Here is a 20,484-nt window from a genome sequence, read left to right on the forward strand (position 1 = left end):
AAGGAAAGCTGCGATGGATGAGCAGCAGGACAAGGTCGTCGACTACCTGCGGCGCGTCACGGTCGACCTCCGCGCCGCTCGCCAGCGCGTCGAGGAGCTGGAGCGCAAGGGCCGCGAGCCGATCGCGATCGTCGGCATGGCGTGCCGCTACCCGGGCGGGGTGTCCTCCCCGGAGGACCTGTGGCGGGTGGTCGCCGACGGGGTCGACGCCATCTCCGGGTTCCCCGACAACCGAGGCTGGGACCTGGACGCCCTCTACGACCCCGACCCCGACCACCCCGGCACGTCCTACGCGCGCTCCGGCGGCTTCCTGCACGACGCGGGCGAGTTCGACGCGGAGTTCTTCGGGATGAGCCCGCGCGAGGCGCTGGCCACCGACGCGCAGCAGCGCCTGCTCCTGGAGACGTCGTGGGAGGCGCTGGAGCGCGCGGGCCTGGACCCGCACTCGCTGCGGGGCAGCCGCACCGGGGTGTTCGCCGGGGTCATGTACGGCGACTACGCGGACCTGCTGGGCGACGCCGAGTACGAGGGCTTCCGCATCAGCGGCAGCTCCGCCAGCGTCGCCTCCGGCCGGGTGGCGTACTCGCTGGGCTTCGAGGGCCCGGCGGTCACGGTGGACACGGCGTGCTCGTCGTCGCTGGTGTCGCTGCACCTGGCCGCGCAGGCGCTGCGCGCGGGGGAGTGCTCGCTCGCCCTCGCCGGTGGTGTGGCGGTCATGTCCACGCCGAACACGTTCGTGGAGTTCTCCCGGCAGCGGGGCATGGCCGCCGACGGCCGGTGCAAGTCGTTCTCCGAGGCCGCCGACGGCGCGGGCTGGTCCGAGGGCGTCGGGGTGCTGGCGCTGGAACGGTTGTCGGACGCGCGTCGCAACGGTCACCGGGTGTTGGCGGTGGTGCGGGGTTCTGCGGTGAACCAGGACGGCGCGTCGAACGGGTTGACCGCGCCGAACGGCCCGGCGCAGCAGCGCGTCATCCGGCAGGCGCTGGCCGCCGGGGAGCTGACGCCGCTCGACGTCGACGTGGTGGAGGCGCACGGCACGGGCACCACCCTGGGCGACCCGATCGAGGCGCAGGCCCTGCTGGCCACCTACGGGCAGGACCGCGAACGGCCGCTGCTGCTGGGATCGGTCAAGTCGAACATCGGCCATTCCCAGGCGGCGGCAGGCGTCGCGGGCGTGATCAAGATGGTCCTGGCGATGCGGCACGGCGTGGTGCCCAGGACGCTGCACGTCGACGAGCCGTCCACGCACGTGGACTGGGCGGCGGGCGCGGTGGAACTGCTCACCGAGGCCGTGGACTGGCCCGAGGTGGACCGGCCCCGGCGGGCGGCGGTGTCGTCCTTCGGCATCAGCGGCACGAACGCGCACGTGGTCCTGGAGGGCGTTCCGGAACCCGAACCGGCCGCCGAACCCGCGCCCGAACCGGCGGCGGTGCCGTGGGTGCTGTCCGGGCGGACCCCGGCGGCGCTGCGGGCGCAGGCCGCCCGGCTGCTCGCGGCCGACCTCGGTGCCCCGCGGCTCGACATCGGGTTTTCCCTGGTCGCGACGCGCGCCGCGTTCGACCACCGCGCGGTCGTCTCCGGGACCGACGACGCGGCGGTGCGGCGCGCGTTGGCCGCGGTGGCCGAGGGCGCGGAGGACGACGGCGCGGTGACCGGTGCGGTCGCGCCCGAGGTGACCTCGTCGCCCGGCCCGGTGTTCGTGTTCCCCGGTCAGGGCAGCCAGTGGGTGGGCATGGCCCAGGAACTGGTCGCGTCGTGCCCGGCATTCGCCGGGTTCCTCGACGAGTGCGCGCGGGCGTTGGCACCGCACGTCGACTGGGACCTGTCGGACGTGCTCGGTGACGCGGACGCGTTGTCCCGGGTGGAGGTCGTGCAGCCCGCGCTGTGGGCGGTCATGGTGTCGCTGGCGCGGTTGTGGCGGTCGTGGGGGATCGAGCCGTCGGCGGTGGTTGGGCACTCACAGGGTGAGATCGCCGCTGCGGTGGTCGCCGGGGCGTTGTCGTTGGAGGACGGCGCGTTGGTCGTGACGGCGCGCAGCGCGCTGATCGCGTCCGAGCTGGCTGGGACGGGCGGTATGGCGTCGGTGTCCGCGCCGCCGGAGCGCGTTGCCGAACTGGGCGGTGAGATCGCCGCGGTCAACGGCCCCGGGTCGGTCGTGGTGGCGGGCGAGGTCACCGAGTTGGAGGCGTTCCTGGGCCGGGCCGAGGCCGAGGGCGTGTGGGTGCGGCGCATCGCCGTGGACTACGCGTCGCACTCGGCGCAGGTGGAAGCGCTCCGCGAGCCGTTGCTGCGGGCGCTGGCGCCGATCCGGCCGCGCGAACCGGAGGTGCCCTTCCCGTCGACCGTCGCGGCGGGCAGGCCGGGCCTGGCCGACGCCGAGTACTGGTACCGGAACCTGCGGGAGACCGTCGAGTTCGAGCGCGCCACCCGGGACCTGCTGGCCCAGGGGCACGCGGTGTTCCTGGAGGTCGCACCGCACCCGGGGCTGACCGGCGCCGTCGAGCGGACCGCCGAGTCGGCCGGGGCGCGGGTCGTCGCCACCGGGTCGACGCGGCGCCACCGCGGCGGCCTGGACGTGCTGCACCTGGCGCTGGGGCGGCTCTGGGCGAACGGGGTCGCCGTCGACTGGCGGCGGTTCCTGGCGGGGGCGCGGCAGGTCGACCTGCCGACCTACGCCTTCCAGCACGACACCTACTGGCCGGAGCCCGCCACCGCGGCGGGTGACGTCTCCGGTGCCGGGCTGGCCTCCGTCGGCCACCCGCTGCTCGGCGCCGCTGTCGAGCTGTCCGACGGCGGCGGTGTGCTGCTGACCGGCCGCCTGTCGCTGCGCGCGCAGCCGTGGCTGGCCGACCACACCGCGTTCGGGCAGGTGCTGTTGCCCGGCGCGGCTCTCGTGGAGTTGGCGTTGCGCGCGGGCGACGAGACGGGCCTCGGCCACCTCGACGACCTGACCCCGGCCACTGCGCTCGTGCTCCCCCGGACGGGCGCGGTCGCGGTGCAGGTCCAGGTGTCCGCCCCCGACGAGGCGGGGCGCGCGGAGTTCACCATCTCCTCCCGGGACGCCGACGCGCACGGCGGACCGTGGGTCCGGCACGCCACGGGTGTCCTCACCTCGGTGGAGGTCGAGCCGGACGCGGGCTTCGCGGACGCGTGGCCGCCCGCCGGGGCGGTCCCGCTCGACGTGGACGGCTTCTACGACGGCACCGGGTTCGGCCCGGTGTTCCGGGGCCTGGTCGCGGCGTGGCGCGCGGGTGCGGACGTCTTCGCCGAGGTCGCGCTGCCCGAGGGCGTGCGCGACGTCGAGGCGTTCACCCTTCACCCCGCCCTGCTCGACGCCGCGCTGCACGCCACCGCGTTCCTCGACGGCACCGACCCCGGCGCCCGGCTGCTGCCGGTCGGGTGGGCCGGTGTGTCCTGCCACGCGACCGGGGCCACGGCGGTTCGGGTGCGCGTGCGCGGCTCGGTGTCGGCGGGGGTGGACCTCGCGGTCGCCGACGGCGCCGGTCAGCCCGTCGCCACGATCAGCGGGGTGCGGCTGCGGACCGCGACGGCCGAGCAGGTCGGCGCGGCGGCGGGGATCGAGTCGCTGTTCCGGGTCGAGTGGGCGACACCGGTGGCGGTGTCAGACGACCAGGACGTCACCGTGGTGCCCCTGGTCGGCGGTGACGACGTCGTGGCATCCGCCCACGCGCTGGCGGCGCGGGCGCTGGAACTGGTGCAGAGCAGCGACTCCCGGCTGGTGTTCGTCACGCGGGGGGCGGTCAGCGGTATCGACCCGGCCGCCGCGGCCGTGTGGGGCCTGGTGCGGTCCGCGCAGGCGGAGAACCCGGGCCGCTTCCGGCTGGTGGACGTCGAGGACGACAGCGACCCGGTGATCACCGACGAACCGCAGGTCGTCGTGCGCGACGGCAGGGCCCACGCGGCGCGGTTGGTGCGGTCCGAGGCCGCCGCCGCCCCGCCGTGGGACCCCGACGGCACGGTGCTGATCACCGGCGCCCTCGGCGACCTGGGCAGCCTCTTCGCCCGCCACCTGGTCGCCGAACACGGGGTGCGGCACCTGCTGCTGCTCAGCCGCCGTGGACCGGAGACTGAGGGCGCCGCCGAGCTGGTGGCCGACCTGGCCGCCGCTGGTGCCACCGCGACCGTCCTGGCCTGCGACGTCGCCGACCGGGCGGCCCTGGCCGCCGCGCTGGCGGCGGTGCCCGCCGAGCACCCGCTGCGCGGCGTGGTGCACGCCGCCGGGGCGATCGACGACGGCGTGGTCGACTCCCTCACCCCCGAACGCCTCCGCCGGGTCATGGCGGTGAAGGTCGACGCGGCCTGGCACCTGCACGAGCTGACCGCCGACCTGGACCGGTTCGTCCTCTGCTCCTCCGTCGCGGGCACCGTGGGCGCGCCGGGGCAGGGCAACTACGCCGCGGGCAACGCGTTCCTCGACGCCCTCGCGGCGCACCGCGCCGCCCGCGGCCTCCCGGCGTCGGCCATGGCCTGGGGCCTGTGGGAGCCGGGGGCGGGCATGACCGGCGCGCTGTCGGCGGTCGACCTCGACCGGATGGGCCGGTGGGGCCTGCGCGCACTGTCGGCCGAGCAGGGCCTGGCCCTGTTCGACGCCGCCGCCGGGCACACCGCCAGCGTGCCCGCGCGCCTGGACCTGGCCGCCGTGCGCGACGCGGTGGAGGTGCCCGCCCTGCTGCGCGGCCTGGTCCGCGCCCGGACCCGCCGGGGTGCCGCGTCCGGGGCCCGCTCCGGCGGCGGCGCGCTGGCCGCGCGGCTGGCGGCGCTCCCCGCCGGGGAGCGGGTGCCCGCGCTGGTCGACCTCGTGCGGACCGAGGCCGCGGCGGTGCTGGGCCACGACTCGGCCGAGGGCATCGAACCGTCCCGCGAGTTCCGCAGGCTGGGCTTCGACTCGCTGACCGCGGTCCAGTTGCGCAACCGGATCGCCGCGGCCACCGACCTGCGGCTGCCCGCGACGCTGGCGTTCGACCACCCGACCCCGGTCGCGCTCGCCGAGCACCTGCTCGGCGAAGTGCTCGGTGAACTGCCCGCCGAGGTGGTCGACGCCCCGGCGGGCTCCGCCGACGACCCGATCGCCGTCGTCGGCATGGCCTGCCGCTTCCCCGGCGGCGTCGACTCGCCGGAGGACCTGTGGGGGCTGCTGGTCGAGGGCCGCGACGTCGTCGGCGCCTTCCCCACCGACCGCGGCTGGGACGTCGACGGCCTGACCGGGGACTTCACCAGGGTCGGCGGGTTCCTGACCGACGTCGCCGGGTTCGACGCCGACTTCTTCGAGGTGTCCCCGCGCGAGGCCCTGTCGATGGACCCGCAGCAGCGGCTGCTGCTGGAACTGTCGTGGGAGGCGCTGGAGCGGGCGGGCATCGACCCGGTGTCGTTGCGCGGCAGCCGGTCCGGGGTGTTCGTCGGCACGAACGGGCAGGACTACCCCGACGCCCTCGCGGGCACCGACGCCTACAGCCAAGGCCACGTCGCCATCGGCAACACCGCGAGCGTGATGTCCGGCCGCGTGTCCTACACGCTGGGCCTGGAGGGTCCGGCGGTCACGGTGGACACGGCGTGCTCATCGTCGCTGGTGACGCTGCACCTGGCCGCGCAGGCGCTGCGCGGCGGGGAGTGCTCGCTGGCGCTGGCCGGCGGTGTGACGGTCATGTCGACCCCGGGTGTGTTCGTGGAGTTCTCCGCGCAAGGCGTGCTCTCCTCCGACGGCCGGTGCAAGGCGTTCGGCGAGGGCGCCGACGGCACGGGCTGGTCCGAGGGCGTCGGCATGCTGGTGCTGGAGCGGCTGTCGGACGCGCGTCGCAACGGTCACCGGGTATTGGCGGTGGTGCGGGGTTCGGCGGTGAACCAGGACGGGGCGTCGAACGGTCTCACGGCTCCCAACGGCCCGTCGCAGCAGCGGGTGATCCGGGCGGCGTTGGCGAGTGCCGGGCTTGGTTCGTCCGATGTGGACGCGGTGGAGGCGCACGGCACCGGCACCAGGCTGGGTGACCCGATCGAGGCGCAGGCCCTGTTCGCGACCTACGGGCGCGACCGGGAGACGCCGCTGCTGCTCAGCGCGGGCAAGTCCAACCTGGGCCACACGCAGGCGGCGGCCGGTGTCGCAGGCATGATCAAGATGGTCCTGGCGCTGCGGCACGGCGTGGTGCCCGGGACGCTGCACGTCACCGAGCCGTCCTCGCACATCGACTGGTCGGCGGGCACCGTCGAGCTGGTCACCGAGAACGCGGACTGGCCGCCGGTCGACCGCCCCCGGCGCGGCGCGGTCTCGTCCTTCGGCATCTCCGGCACCAACGCGCACGTGGTGCTGGAACAGGTCGTCGAGGCACCGGAAATCGACGCGTCGGTCGAGGTGGTGGTCCCGTGGGTGGTCTCGGCGAAGACGGCCGAGGCCGCCCGCGCGCAGGCCGCCCGGCTCGCGGACCTCGACGCCCGGCCGCTGGACGTGGCCCACTCGTTGACGCTGCGCTCGGCGTTCGAGCACCGCGTGGTGCACGTCGGCCGAACGCGGGACGAGTTGCGCACTGCCGTGTCCGAGGTGGTGGTTGGTGATGGTCGGTTGGGGATCGTGTTCACGGGTCAGGGTTCGCAGCGGTTGGGGATGGGGCGTGAGTTGTATGCCCGGTTCCCGGTGTTCGCGGACGCGTTCGACGCTGTGATCGCCGAGTTGGGTGAGGATGTCCGTGAGGTGATGTGGGGCGGGGACGCGGCGGTCCTGAACCGGACCGGGTGGTCGCAGCCCGCGCTGTTCGCGTTGGAAGTGGCGTTGTTCCGGTTGGTGGAGTCCTGGGGCGTGAAGCCCGAGGTTGTGGCGGGGCATTCGCTGGGTGAGGTCGTGGCCGCGCACGTGGCGGGTGTGGTGTCGTTGGCGGACGCATGCACGCTGGTGCGCGCCCGGGCGGGCCTGATGGAGGCGCTGCCAGGAGGCGGCGCCATGCTTGCGGTGTCGGCACCGGAATCCGAGGTCGCGGACCTGCTGACTGATGGGGTGTCGCTGGCAGCGGTCAACGGCCCGACCTCGGTTGTGGTCTCCGGGGTGGCCGCCGAGGTCGAGCGCGTTGCCGGTGTCGCGGTCGAGCGGGGCTGGAAGCACAAGCGGCTGTCGGTCTCGCACGCGTTCCACTCGCCGTTGATGGACCCCATGCTGGAGGACTTCGCGGCGGCGATCGAGGGCATCGAGTTCCACGAGCCGACGATCGGTCTGATCTCGGGTGATCCGACGGACCCCGGGTACTGGGTCCGGCACGTGCGGGAAGCGGTGCGCTTCGCCGACGGTGTGCGGGCGATGGTCGACTCCGGTGTCCGCACCTTCCTGGAACTCGGACCGGACGGCACGTTGTCGGCGATGGCGCAGGACACCGCCGAGGTCGTCGCCGTGCCCGCGCTGCGCCGCGACCGAGACGAGGAGTCAGCCGCCGTCGTGGCGGTGGCCACCCTGCACGCGCACGGCGTTCCCGTCGACTGGTCGGCGTTCTTCGCCGGGCTCGGCGCGCGGCGGGTCGAGCTGCCCACCTACGCCTTCCGGCACCGGCGCTTCTGGCCCGAGCGGACCGGCGCCACCGGCGACGTGTCCGGCGCGGGCCTGGCCTCGGTGACCCACCCGCTGCTCGGCGCCGCCGTCGAACTGGCCGGGGGAGGGGACGCGGTGCTCACCGGCAGGCTGTCCGCCCGGTCGGTGCCGTGGCTCGCCGACCACGTCGTGCACGGCAGCACCCTGTTCCCCGGCACCGGCTTCGTGGAGCTGGCGCTGCGCGCCGCCGACGAGGTCGGCCTCGACCGCCTCGACGAGCTGACCCTCGCCGTCCCCCTGGTCCTCCCCGAGGCGGGCGCCGCGCACGTGCAGGTGCGGGTCGAGGAGGCCGACGAGCGCGGTCACCGCCGCCTCGGCGTGTTCTCCCGCGCCGAGGGCGCCGACGGCCCGTGGACGCAGCACGCGTTCGGCGCCCTCGCCGCCGCCGCGCCCACCGCCCCCGCCGACCCCGGGTCCTGGCCGCCCCCCGGCGCGGAAACCGTGCCGCTGGACGGCTTCTACGAGCGGCTGGCGGACCTGGGCTTCGACTACGGCCCGGTGTTCCGCGGCCTGACGGCGGCGTGGCGGCGCGGCGACGAGGTGTTCGCCGAGGTCGCGCTGCCCGAGCACGCCACCGGGCAGGCCGCCGCCTACGGCCTGCACCCGGCCCTCTTCGACGCCGTCCTGCACACCGCGACGCTGACCCAACCCAGCGACCGCAGCGTGCTGCCGTTCTCCTGGGAGGGCGTGACCCTGCACGCCGCCGCGGCGTCCTCGGCGCGGGTGGTGCTCACCGGCACCGAGACCGACGGTGTCGCCGTCACGGTCCTCGACGCCGCGGGCACCCTCGTCGCCACGGTCGACTCACTGGTGTTCCGCGAGGTCACCGCCGACCAGGTGGCGGGCGCCGGTGCCGCGGTCGACGCGCTCTACCGGCTCGACTGGTCGACGCCGGTGCGCGCCACCGCCGCGTCGGTCGCGGCCACCGTCGTCGGAGCCGACCCGCGCGGTGTGGCGGAACGGCTGCGCGCGGGTGGCGCCACGGTCACGACGGCGGCCGACCTTGCCTCGGTCGACGGGACACCCGACGCCGTCGTGGTGCCGCTGGCGGCAGACGGCGACGTGGTCGCCGACACCCACGCCCTCACCACCCACGTCCTCGGCCTGCTCCAGCAGTGGTTGGCGACCGAGGCGCCCACCGGGGCGCAACTGGTGTTCGTCGTGGACGGCGCAGCGGGCGCGGACCTGGCCACGGCCGGACCGTGGGGGCTCGTGCGGACCGCCCAGACGGAGTACCCCGGCCGGTTCCTGCTGGTCGACGCGGATGCCGGGCCGCTGCCGCTGGGCGTCGTGCTGGGCACCGACGAACCGCAGGTGCGCGTGCGCGACGGCGCGGCCACGGCCGCCCGGCTGGCCCGCCTTCCCGCGCCCACGGCCACCGCGGGCTGGGACCCGGAGGCCACCGTCCTGATCACCGGCGGTACCGCCGGGCTGGGCGCGGCCCTGGCCCGCCACCTCGCCACCGAGCGCGGCGCGCGGCACCTGCTGCTGCTCAGCCGCCGCGGCGAACAGACCGAAGGGGTCGCCGAACTGGTGGCCGACCTGGCCGCAGTGGGTGCGACCGCGACCGTGCGCTCCTGCGACGTGACCGACCGGGACGCGCTCGCCGCGGTGCTGGTGGCGGTGCCCGCCGAGCACCCGGTGCGGGCCGTGGTGCACTCGGCCGGGGTGCTGGCCGACGGTGTCATCGACTCGCTGACCCCCGAGCACGTCGACACCGTGCTGCGGGTGAAGGTCGACGCCGCCTGGCACCTGCACGAGCTGACCGCCGACCTCGACGCGTTCGTGGTGTTCTCCTCGGTCGCGGCCACCCTCGGTTCGGCGGGCCAGGGCAACTACGCGGCGGGCAACGCCTTCCTCGACGCCCTCGCCGCCCACCGGCGGGCGGCCGGGCTGCCCGGCCTGGCGCTCGCCTGGGGCGCCTGGACGGCCGAGACCGGCATGACCGCCGGGCTCACCGCCGCCGACCGGGCCCGCATCGCCCGCGACGGCCTGCCGCCGCTGTCGCTGGAGCAGGGCATGCGCCTGTTCGACGCGGCCCTGTCCGTGCCGGACGAGGCCGTGGTCGCACCGGTCCTGCTGGACCCGGCGGCCCTGCGGGCGCGCGGCGACGTGCCCGCGGTGCTGCGCGGCCTGGTGCGGACGCGGGGTCGCCGGGTGACGGCACGCGCGGCGGAGGCGGCGGGCGGGCTGGCCCGCACCCTGGCGGCGCTGTCTGCGGTCGAGCGCACCGAACTGCTGCTGGACCTGGTGCGCGGCCGGGTCGCGGTGGTGCTGGGCCACGCGGACGGCTCGTCGGTGGACCCGGCGCGCACGTTCCAGGAACTGGGCCTCGACTCGCTGACCGCGGTGGAACTGCGCAACGGCCTGTCCTCGGCGACCGGGCTGCGGCTGCCCGCGACCTTGGTGTTCGACCACCCGACCTCGGCCGCGGTCGTCGAGCACCTGCTCGGCGAGCTGATCGGCACCACCGAACCGGACGACACCGCACCCGCGCGGGCGCTGCCCCCACTGGCCGACGACCCGGTGGTGATCGTGGGCATGGCCTGCCGGTACCCGGGCGGCGTGTCCTCCCCGGAGGACCTGTGGCGTCTGGTCACCGACGAGGTCGACGCCGTGTCCGCGTTCCCGGACAACCGCGGCTGGGACGTGGAAGCCCTCTACGACCCGGACTCCGACCACCTGGGCACCTCCTACGTCCGCGACGCGCACTTCCTGCACGGGGCGGGCGAGTTCGACGCGGAGTTCTTCGGGATGAGCCCGGCCGAGGCGCTGGCCACGGACTCGCAGCAGCGCCTGCTGCTGGAAACCTCCTGGGAGGCCGTGGAACGGGCCGGGATCGACCCGGTGTCGCTGCGCGGCAGCCGCACCGGCGTGTTCGCGGGCGTCATGTACAGCGACTACGCGGACCTGCTCAACACCCCCGAGTTCGAGGGGTACCGGGGCAACGGCAGCTCGCCCAGCGTCGCCTCCGGCCGGGTGGCGTACTCGCTGGGCTTCGAGGGTCCCGCCGTCACGGTGGACACGGCGTGCTCGTCGTCGCTGGTGGCGGTGCACTGGGCGGCGCAGGCGCTGCGGTCCGGCGACTGCGAACTGGCGCTGGCCGGTGGCGTGACGGTCATGTCCACCCCGAAGACCTTCGTCGACTTCTCCCGGCAGCGCGGCATGTCCGTCGACGGCTCGTGCAAGCCGTACGCGGAGGCCGCCGACGGCGTCGGCTGGTCGGAGGGCGTCGGCGTGCTGGTGCTGGAGCGGCTGTCGGACGCCCGCCGCAACGGGCACCAGGTCTTGGCGGTGCTGCGGGGTTCGGCGGTGAACCAGGACGGCGCGTCGAACGGTCTCACGGCTCCCAACGGCCCGTCGCAGCAGCGGGTGATCCGCCAGGCGTTGGCGGGTGCGGGGCTGTCCCCGCATGACGTCGATGTCGTCGAGGGCCACGGCACCGGCACGACACTGGGTGACCCGATCGAGGCGCAGGCGCTGTTGGCGACCTATGGCCGCGATCGGGAGACCCCGCTGTTGCTGGGGTCGATCAAGTCGAACATCGGGCACTCGCAGGCGGCGGCCGGGGTGGCCGGTGTGATCAAGGTGGTGCAGGCGATGCGGCACGGTGTGGTGCCCAGGACGCTGCACGTGGATCAGCCGTCCACGCACGTGGACTGGACGGCGGGCAGCGTCGAACTGGCCACCGAGACTACGGCGTGGCCCGAGGTCGACCGGCCGCGCCGAGCCGGGATCTCCTCGTTCGGGATCAGCGGCACCAACGCGCACGTGATCCTGGAGAGCCCGACCGAACCGGTCGAGGTGGCGCAGCCCGACCGGTCGGCGGTCGTGCCGTGGGTGTTCTCGGCCCGCACGCCGCAGGCGCTGCGAGCCCAGGCCGAGCGGCTGGCCGCGGTGGACGCCCCCGCGGTCGACGTGGCGTCGGCGCTGATCCGCACCCGGGCGGTGTTCGAGCACCGGGCCGTGGTGACCGGCCGGGACACCGAGGCGCTGCGGCGCGTGTTGGCGGCGGTCGCTGCGGGCTCCGACCACGACGGCGCGGTGACCGGCTCGACCTCCCCGGCCGGGTCGTCCGCTCGGGGACCGGTGTTCGTGTTCCCCGGCCAGGGCGGCCAGTGGGTCGGCATGGGGCGGGAACTGGCCGCCTCGTCACCGATGTTCACCGAACTGCTCCAGCGGTGCGCCGCGGCGCTGGCACCGCACGTCGACTGGGACCTGATCGAGGTCTTGGACGACGACGAGGCCCTGACCAGGGTCGAGGTGGTGCAGCCCGCGCTCTGGGCGGTGATGGTGTCGCTGGCCGGTCTGTGGCGGTCGTGGGGCATCGAGCCGTCGGCGGTGGTGGGCCACTCGCAGGGCGAGATCGCCGCCGCGGTGGTGTCCGGCGCCCTGTCGATCGAGGACGGCGCGCTCGTGGTCGCGGCGCGCAGCGCGCTGATCGCGGGCGTGCTGGCGGGCACGGGCGGGATGGCCTCGGTCGCGGCCACTCCCGAGCGGGTCGTCGAACTCGGTGGTCAGATCGCCGCGGTCAACGGTCCCGGGTCGGTCGTGGTGGCCGGTGCGGCGCCCGAACTGGACGCGTTCGTGGCCCGCGCCGAGGCCGAAGGCGTGTGGGTGCGGCGGATCGCGGTGGACTACGGGTCGCACTCGGCCGAGGTCGAGGCACTGCGGGAACAACTGCTGGACGTGCTGGCCCCCGTGCGACCGCGCGAACCCGAAGTGCCTTTCCCGTCCACTGTGGCCAGTGGTCGTCCCGGCCTGGCCGACGCCGACTACTGGTACCGCAGCCTGCGCGAGACGGTGCAGTTCGAGCGGGAGGTCCGCGCGCTGCTGGCGCAGGGGCACACCACCTTCCTGGAGGTCGGCCCGCACCCCGTGCTGACCGGCGCGGTGGAGGCCACCGCCGACGCCGCGGGCGTCGAGGTCGTCGCGACCGGTTCCACCCGCCGCGACAACGGCGGCGTGGACGCGCTGCACCTGGCGCTGGGCCGGTTGTGGTCGCACGGCCACCCGGTGGACTGGGCGTCGCTGCTGCCCGAGGGCGGGCGCGTCGATCTGCCCACCTACGCCTTCCAGCGGCACCACTACTGGCCGCAGACCCCGGCGACGACCGGCGACGTGACCGGTGCGGGCCTGGTCGGCGTCGAGCACCCGCTGCTCGGCGCCACCGTCGACCTGTCCGAAGGGGACGGCCTGGTGCTCACCGGCAGGCTGTCGCCGCGGGCGCAGCCCTGGCTGGCCGACCACACCGCCCTGGGCCGGGTCCTGTTCCCCGGCACCGGGTTTGTGGAGCTGGCCCTGCGCGCGGGCGACGAGGCCGGTCTCGGGCACCTCGACGAACTGGCCATCTCGGCGCCGCTGCTGCTGCCCGACAGCGGCGCGGTGGCGGTGCAGGTCAGGGTCGCCGCGCCCGACGAGCGGGGCCGCGCGGACGTCGGGGTGTACTCCCGCGACACGCGGACCCCCGACGCGCCCTGGGTGCGCCATGCCACCGGCGTGCTCACCCCGGCACCCGTCGAGGTGGACCCGCTGCCCGCTGCGCCCTGGCCGCCCACCGGGGCGACCGCGCTCGACCTGGACGGCTTCTACGACGTGCGCGGCTACGGCCCGGTGTTCCAGGGCCTGACCGCGGCCTGGCGGCTCGGCGACGACGTGTTCGCCGAGGTCGCGCTGCCCGAGCAGGTGCGCGACGCGGCCGCCTTCGGCCTGCACCCCGCGCTCCTGGACGCCGCGCTGCACGCCATCGCGTTCCTCGCCGGGGTCGAGGAGGGCGTGCAACTGCTGCCGTTCGTCTGGAACGGTGTGTCGTTGCACGCCACCGGAGCCACCACCGCGCGGGTCCGCCTGCGCGGGTCGGTCGAGGCGGGAGTGGAACTGGCCGTCGCCGACGGCACCGGCCAACCCGTCGCCTCCGTCGGCGCGCTGCACCTGCGCGCCGTGACCGCCGAGCAGCTCGGCACCGCCCGCACCGACTCGCTGTTCCGGGTCGAGTGGACGACCCCCGCCGCGCCCGTGGACCCCGCCGACGCGCAGATCGTGCCGCTGGTGGGCGGCACCGACGTGGTCGCCTCGGCGCACCGGCTGGTGACCGAGGCCCTGGCGCTGGTGCGGGAGGCAGACGCCCCGCTGGTGTTCGTCACCCGCGGCGCCCTCAGCGGCACCGACCCGGCGGCGGCCGCCGCCTGGGGCCTGGTCCGCTCCGCCCAGACCGAGAACCCCGGCCGCTTCCGGCTCGTGGACGTCGAGGACGACGGCGACCCCGTCGTCACCGGCGAGCACCAGGTCGTGGTGCGCGACGGGCAGGCGTTCGCCGCCCGGCTGGTCCGGGCCGAGCCCGCACCCGCCGCGCCGTGGAACCCCGACGGGACGGTCCTGATCACCGGGGGCACCGGTGACCTCGGCCGCGCCCTGGCCGAACACCTCGTGGTCGAGCACGGCGTCCGGCACCTGCTGCTGCTCAGCCGCCGCGGCCCCGACGCGGCCGGTGCCGCCGACCTCGTCGCCGGGCTGGCGGAACGGGGTGCGACCGCGCGGGTGGTGGCCTGCGACGTCACCGACCGCGCCGCGCTGGCGGCCGTGGTCGCCTCCGTCGGCGCCGAGCACCCGCTGACCGGCGTCGTGCACACCGCGGGCGTGCTCGACGACGCCCTGATCACCTCGCTCACCCCGGACGCGGTCGACCGCGTGCTGCGGCCCAAGGTGGACGCGGCCTGGCACCTGCACGAACTGGTGGGCGAGGTGGAGCACTTCGTGCTGTTCTCCTCGGCCGCGTCGGTGTTCGGCTCGGCGGGCCAGGGCAACTACGCGGCGGGCAACGCCTTCCTCGACGCCCTCGCCGCGCACCGCCGCGCCCTCGGCCTGCCCGCGACCTCCCTGGCTTGGGGCCTGTGGCAGCCGGGGGAGGGCATGACCGGGGCGCTGTCCGACGGCGACCTGGAGCAGATCAACCGCACCGGGGTGTTGCCGCTGCGCACCGACGAGGGCCTGGCCCTGTTCGACGCGGCGATCGGGCACACCCTGGCCGTGCCCGCCCGGCTCGACCTCGCCACCCTGGCGGCGGGCGGCGGGGACCTGGCGGCCCTGCTGAGCGCACTGGTCCGCCCGCGGAGCAGGCGCGGCGTCGCCCGCGCGGGCGAGGACGGCGGCCTGGCGCGGCGCCTGCTCGCCCTGCCCGAGCAGGCCCGCACCGATCTGGTGGTGACCCTGGTGCGGGACCGGGTGGCCGCAGTGCTCGGCCACCCGGACGGCGCCTCGGTGCCCGCGGAGCGCGCTTTCAAGGAGCTGGGCCTGGACTCGCTGACCGCCGTCAAGCTGCGCAACGCGCTGGCCGAGACGACCGGGCTGCGGCTGCCCGCGACCCTGGTGTTCGACCACCCGACCTCGGCCGCGGTCGCCCGGTACCTGCTGGGCGAACTGCTCGGGGCCGACCCCGACGTGGTGGTCCCGCTGGGCGCGCTGCCGCCGGTCACCGACGACCCGGTGGTGATCGTGGGTATGGCCTGCCGCTACCCGGGCGGGGTGTCCTCCCCGGAGGACCTGTGGCGGCTGGTCGCCGACGGCGTGGACGCGGTCGGCGGCTTCCCCGACGACCGCGGCTGGGACCTCGACGCGCTCTACGACCCCGACCCGGCCCACCCGGGCACGACCTACACCCGGTCCGGCAGCTTCCTGCACGACGCGGGCGGCTTCGACGCGGAGTTCTTCGGGATGAGCCCGCGCGAGGCGCTGGCCACCGACGCCCAGCAGCGCCTGCTGCTGGAGACGTCCTGGGAGGCGTTCGAGCGGGCGGGCATCGACCCGGTGTCGCTGCGCGGCAGCCGCACCGGGGTCTTCGCCGGGGTCATGCACAGCGACTACGCCGAACTGCTGCCCGGCGCGGAGTTCGAGGGGTTCCGGGGCAACGGCAGCTCCCCGAGCGTCGCTTCCGGCCGCGTCGCCTACGCGCTGGGGCTGGAGGGCCCGGCGGTCACGGTGGACACGGCGTGCTCGTCGTCGCTGGTGGCACTGCACTGGGCGGTCCAGGCGCTGCGCTCCGGCGACTGCGACCTGGCCGTCGCCGGTGGCGTCACCGTGCTGTCCACACCCGCGCTGTTCATCGAGTTCGCCCGGCAGCGCGGCATGTCCGTGGACGGCCGGTGCAAGTCCTACGCCGAGGCCGCCGACGGCGCGGGCTGGTCCGAGGGCGTCGGGGTGCTGGTGGTGGAGCGGCTGTCCGACGCCGTCCGCAACGGGCACGAGGTCTTGGCCGTGGTGCGGGGCTCGGCGGTGAACCAGGACGGCGCGTCGAACGGCCTCACCGCTCCCAACGGCCCGTCCCAGCAACGGGTGATCCGGCAGGCCCTCGCGGGCGCCGGGTTGTCCCCGCACGACGTGGACGTGGTGGAGGGCCACGGCACCGGCACGACACTGGGTGACCCGATCGAGGCCCAAGCGCTGTTGGCGACCTACGGCCGCGACCGGGAGACCCCGCTGTTGCTCGGGTCGATCAAGTCCAACATCGGCCACGCCCAAGCGGCGGCCGGGGTGGCCGGTGTGATCAAGGTGGTGCAGGCGATGCGGCACGGTGTGGTGCCCAGGACGCTGCACGTGGACGAGCCGTCCACGCACGTGGACTGGACGGCGGGCGCGGTGGACCTGGTCACCGAGAACACGGCCTGGCCGTCGACCGACCGGCCGCGGCGCGCGGCGGTGTCGTCGTTCGGCATCTCCGGCACCAACGCCCACACCATCCTGGAACTGCCCGTCCCCGCGGAGCCTGCCGAGCCGGAGTCCGCGGAGGTCGTGGTGCCCTGGCTGGTGTCCGGCAAGACCGCGGCGGCCGTGCGCGAGCAGGTGTCCCGGCTCGCCGACACCGGGGGCCGGCCGCTGGACGTGGGCTTCTCCCTGGCCACGACCCGGTCGGCGTTCGAGCACCGCGCGGTCCTCGTCGGCCGCACCCGGGAGGAACTGCTGACCACCGTCACCGAGGCGGTGGCCGGTGACGGCCGGTTGGGCATCGTGTTCACGGGCCAGGGTTCGCAGCGGTTGGGGATGGGGCGGGAGTTGCACGCCCGGTTCCCGGTGTTCGCCGAAGCGTTCGACACCGTGATCACCGAACTGGGCGAGGACGTCCGTGAGGTGATGTGGGGCGAGGACGCGGCGGCCCTGAACCGGACCGGGTGGTCGCAGCCCGCGTTGTTCGCACTCGAAGTGGCGCTGTACCGGCTGGTGGAATCCTGGGGCGTCAAGCCCGAGGTCGTGGCGGGCCACTCGCTGGGTGAGGTCGTGGCCGCGCACGTGGCGGGCGTGTTCTCGCTGGCGGACGCGTGCACGCTGGTGCGCGCCCGGGCGAGCCTCATGGACGCCCTGCCCGAAGGCGGCGCCATGCTCGCGGTGGCCGCGAGTGAAGCCGAGGTCGCCGAACTGCTGTCGGACGCCGTGTCCCTGGCGGCCGTGAACGACGCCGCCTCGGTGGTGGTCGCGGGTGCGGCCGAGGCGGTCGAGCAGGTGGCGCGCGCGGCGGGGGAGCGGGGTTGGAAGCACAAGCGGCTGCCGGTCTCGCACGCGTTCCACTCGCCGCTGATGGACCCCATGCTGGAGGACTTCGCGGCGGCGATCGAGGGCATCGAGTTCCACGAACCGACCATCGACCTGATCTCCGGCGATCCGACGAACCCCCGGTACTGGGTCCGGCACGTGCGGGAAACCGTGCGCTTCGCCGACGGCGTGCAGGCGATGATCGACTCCGGTGTCCGCACCTTCCTCGAACTGGGCCCCGACGGCACCCTGACGGCGATGATCCAGGACGCCGTCGAGGCGACCGCCGTGCCCGCGCTGCGCCGCGACCGGGGCGAGGAATCAGCGGCCGTCGCGGCGGTGGCCACCCTGCACGCGCACGGCGTTCCCGTCGACTGGTCGGCGTTCTTCGCCGGGCTCGGTGCGCGGCGGGTCGAGCTACCCACCTACGCCTTCCAGCACGAGCGGTTCTGGCCGGAGCCGGTCACGCCCGCGGGCGGCGGCTTCACCCCCGTCGGACACCCGCTGCTCAGCGGGGTCGTCCCGCTGGCCGACGGCGGCCTCCTGCTGACCGCCCGGCTCTCGGCGCGGACCACACCGTGGCTCGCCGACCACGCCGTGCACGGCAAGCTCCTGTTCCCGGGCACCGGCTTCGTCGAACTGGCGCTGCGCGCGGGCGACGAGGTGGGACTGGACCGCGTCGAAGAGCTGACCATCGCCGCGCCGCTGGTGCTGCCGGAACAGGGCGGCGTCGACGTCCAAGTGGCCGTGGCCGCGCCGGACGGGGACGGCCACCGCCGGATCGGGGTCTCCTCCCGACCGGGCGGCGACGACGGCCCCTGGACCCAGCACGCCTCCGGGGTCCTCGGCGCGGGCGGGGCGGGCGCCGTCGAGGCCGTGACCTGGCCGCCGAACGCGCCATCCCTGCCGCTGGAGGGGTTCTACGACCGGGTGCTCGCGCAGGGCTTCGACTACGGCCCGTCGTTCCAGGGCCTACGCGCGGCGTGGCAGGACGCGGACGGAACCCTGTTCGCCGAGGTCGAACTGCCCGAACCGGCAGCGGTGCGGGCCGCGGAGCACGGCCTGCACCCGGCCCTGCTCGACGCCGCCCTGCACACCCTCGGGCTGACCGCGGGCGGTGCGAGCAGCAGGCTGCCCTTCTCCTGGGAGGGGGTGTCGCTGCGGGCCTCCGGTGCCACGGCGTTGCGGGCCCGGCTGGTGGTGGACGGCGACGTCGTGTCGCTGACCGCCACCGACCCGGCGGGCACCCCGGTGCTCAGCGTGGACTCCCTCACCCTGCGGGCCGTCGCCGCCGAGCACCTGGGCGGCGCCGGGGCCGACGCGCTGTACCGGGTGGAGTGGTCGACGCCGGTGCCCGCCGTCCCCGCCGAAGGCGTGCGCCTGGTCCCGCTGGTGGGCGGCACCGACGTGATCTCCTCCGCCCACGCGCTGGCCGCGGCGGCACTGGAGGAGGTGCGCACCTCCGAGGACCGGGTGGTGTTCGTGTCCCGGGGCGTGGTGAGCGGGGCCGACCCGGCCGCCGCCGCCGCGTGGGGCCTCGTCCGGTCCGCCCAGGCCGAGCGGCCGGGCCGCTTCCACCTGGTCGACGTCGAGGGCGACGGAGACCCCGTCGTCACCGGCGAACCCGTGGTCGTGGTGCGCGAGGGGCAGGCGTACGCGGCCCGGCTGGCGACGGCACCCGCAGGCGCCCCGGCCACGTGGGACGCCGACGGCACGGTCCTCGTCACCGGCGGCACCGGTGGTCTCGGCGCCCTGGTGGCCCGGCACCTGGCCGCCCGGCACGGCGTGCGGCACCTGCTGCTGCTGAGCAGGCGCGGCCCCAAGGCGGACGGCGTGGCGGAACTGGTGGCGGAGCTGGCCGGACTGGGCGCCAGGGCCTCCGTCGTGGCCTGCGACGTCACCCGGCGCTCCGCCCTGGCCGAGGCCCTGGCCTCGGTCGACACCGACCACCCGGTCACCGCGGTCGTGCACACGGCGGGCGTGCTGGACGACGGCGTGCTGGACACCCAGACACCGCAGCGGCTGGCCGCCGTGCTGCGCCCCAAGGTGGACGCGGCCTGGCACCTGCACGAACTCGTCGGCGAGGTGGAGCACTTCGTGCTGTTCTCCTCGGCGGCCGGGGTGTTCGGCGCGGTCGGGCAGGCGAACTACGCGGCGGGGAACGCCTTCCTCGACGCTCTCGCGGCGCACCGGCGCGCCCGGGGGCTGCCCGCCGCCGCGCTCGCCTGGGGGCCGTGGGAGCAGGAGACCGGGATGACCGGTGGGCTGTCCGAGGCCGACCACACCCGGATGCGGCGCTCCGGCCTGCTCCCGCTGTCCGCAGAAGAGGGCCTGGCGCTGTTCGACGCCGCACTGGACAGCGCCGCGAGCGTGCCGGTGCGGCTGGACACCGCCGTGGTGCGGGCCGGGGGAGAGGTCCCCCCGCTGCTGCGGGGCCTCGTCCGAACACCGGTCCGGCGCACCGTCGCCACGACCACCCCGACCGGCGGGACCACCACGGCCCTGACCGCCGCCCCGGCGACCGACCGACCGCAGTTGGTGCTCGACCTCATCCGCGCCCACGCGGCCGCGGTGCTCGGCCACGGCGACGCCGCCGCCCTGCGACCGGACCGGCGGTTCCAGGACCTCGGCTTCGACTCGCTGATCGCGGTGGAGTTCCGCAACCGGCTGGGCGCCGACCTCGGCCTGCGGCTGCCCGCGGCGCTGCTGTTCGACCACCCGACCCCGGCGGACCTCGTGGAGCACCTGCTGTCCCGCCTCTTCCCCGACGCGCCCACCGGCACGGGCGCCCTGCTGGCGGAACTCGACCGGCTGGAAGTGGCACTAGGCGGGCTCACCCCCGTCGACGAGCACCTGCACCGCCAGATCGCGGGCAGGCTGGACGTCCTCCGCACCCGCTGGGGAACCGGCCACCAGCAGGAGGAGCAACAGGAGCGGTTCGACATCGAGGCAGTCTCCGACGACGACATGTTCCGCCTGTTGGACGACGAACTGGGCCTGGCTTAGGCCCCGCCCTCGAAGCCCGGGGTTTGGTGGATGTCCTCAACGCAGGCTGGCCACCCCACGAACCGCCGGCCCGGCTACGCCCCTGCCCGGGTGGGTGGATGTGTTTGGCCGGGGGTGGCGATCATGTGACAGCCTGCCTGGGCGGTGGGGCATCTTTTCAGCCCCACCCGGTCACACTGGAGCACATGATCGCCATAGGGGCCCCGGCCAAACACATCCACCCAGCCGGGCACCACCCACCAAACGACCGGCGCTGTGCAGGACCCGCCCCGCCACCGCCGCCACGTCCAGAGATGTGGCGGCGGTGGCAGGGCGGGCGTGGTGGCCTGCCAAGTCGGGCAAGCCCAAGCCGATCGCGGTTCCCAGGTTGCGGCGGA

Annotated in this window: 1 protein-coding gene; it reads left to right on the forward strand. The window is 75.4% G+C overall.

Going from position 1 to position 20,484, the window contains the following annotated elements; genetic code table 11:
- Nucleotides 1–13 precede the first annotated feature (13 nt).
- The gene (locus DFQ13_RS13230; RefSeq protein WP_110080009.1) at nucleotides 14–20,107 is read left to right on the forward strand and encodes a type I polyketide synthase; all 20,094 of its coding nucleotides are present in this window, start codon (nucleotides 14–16) and stop codon (nucleotides 20,105–20,107) included.
- Nucleotides 20,108–20,484 lie beyond the last annotated feature (377 nt).

Source organism: Actinokineospora spheciospongiae (assembly GCF_003182415.1).
GTDB lineage: Bacteria > Actinomycetota > Actinomycetes > Mycobacteriales > Pseudonocardiaceae > Actinokineospora > Actinokineospora spheciospongiae.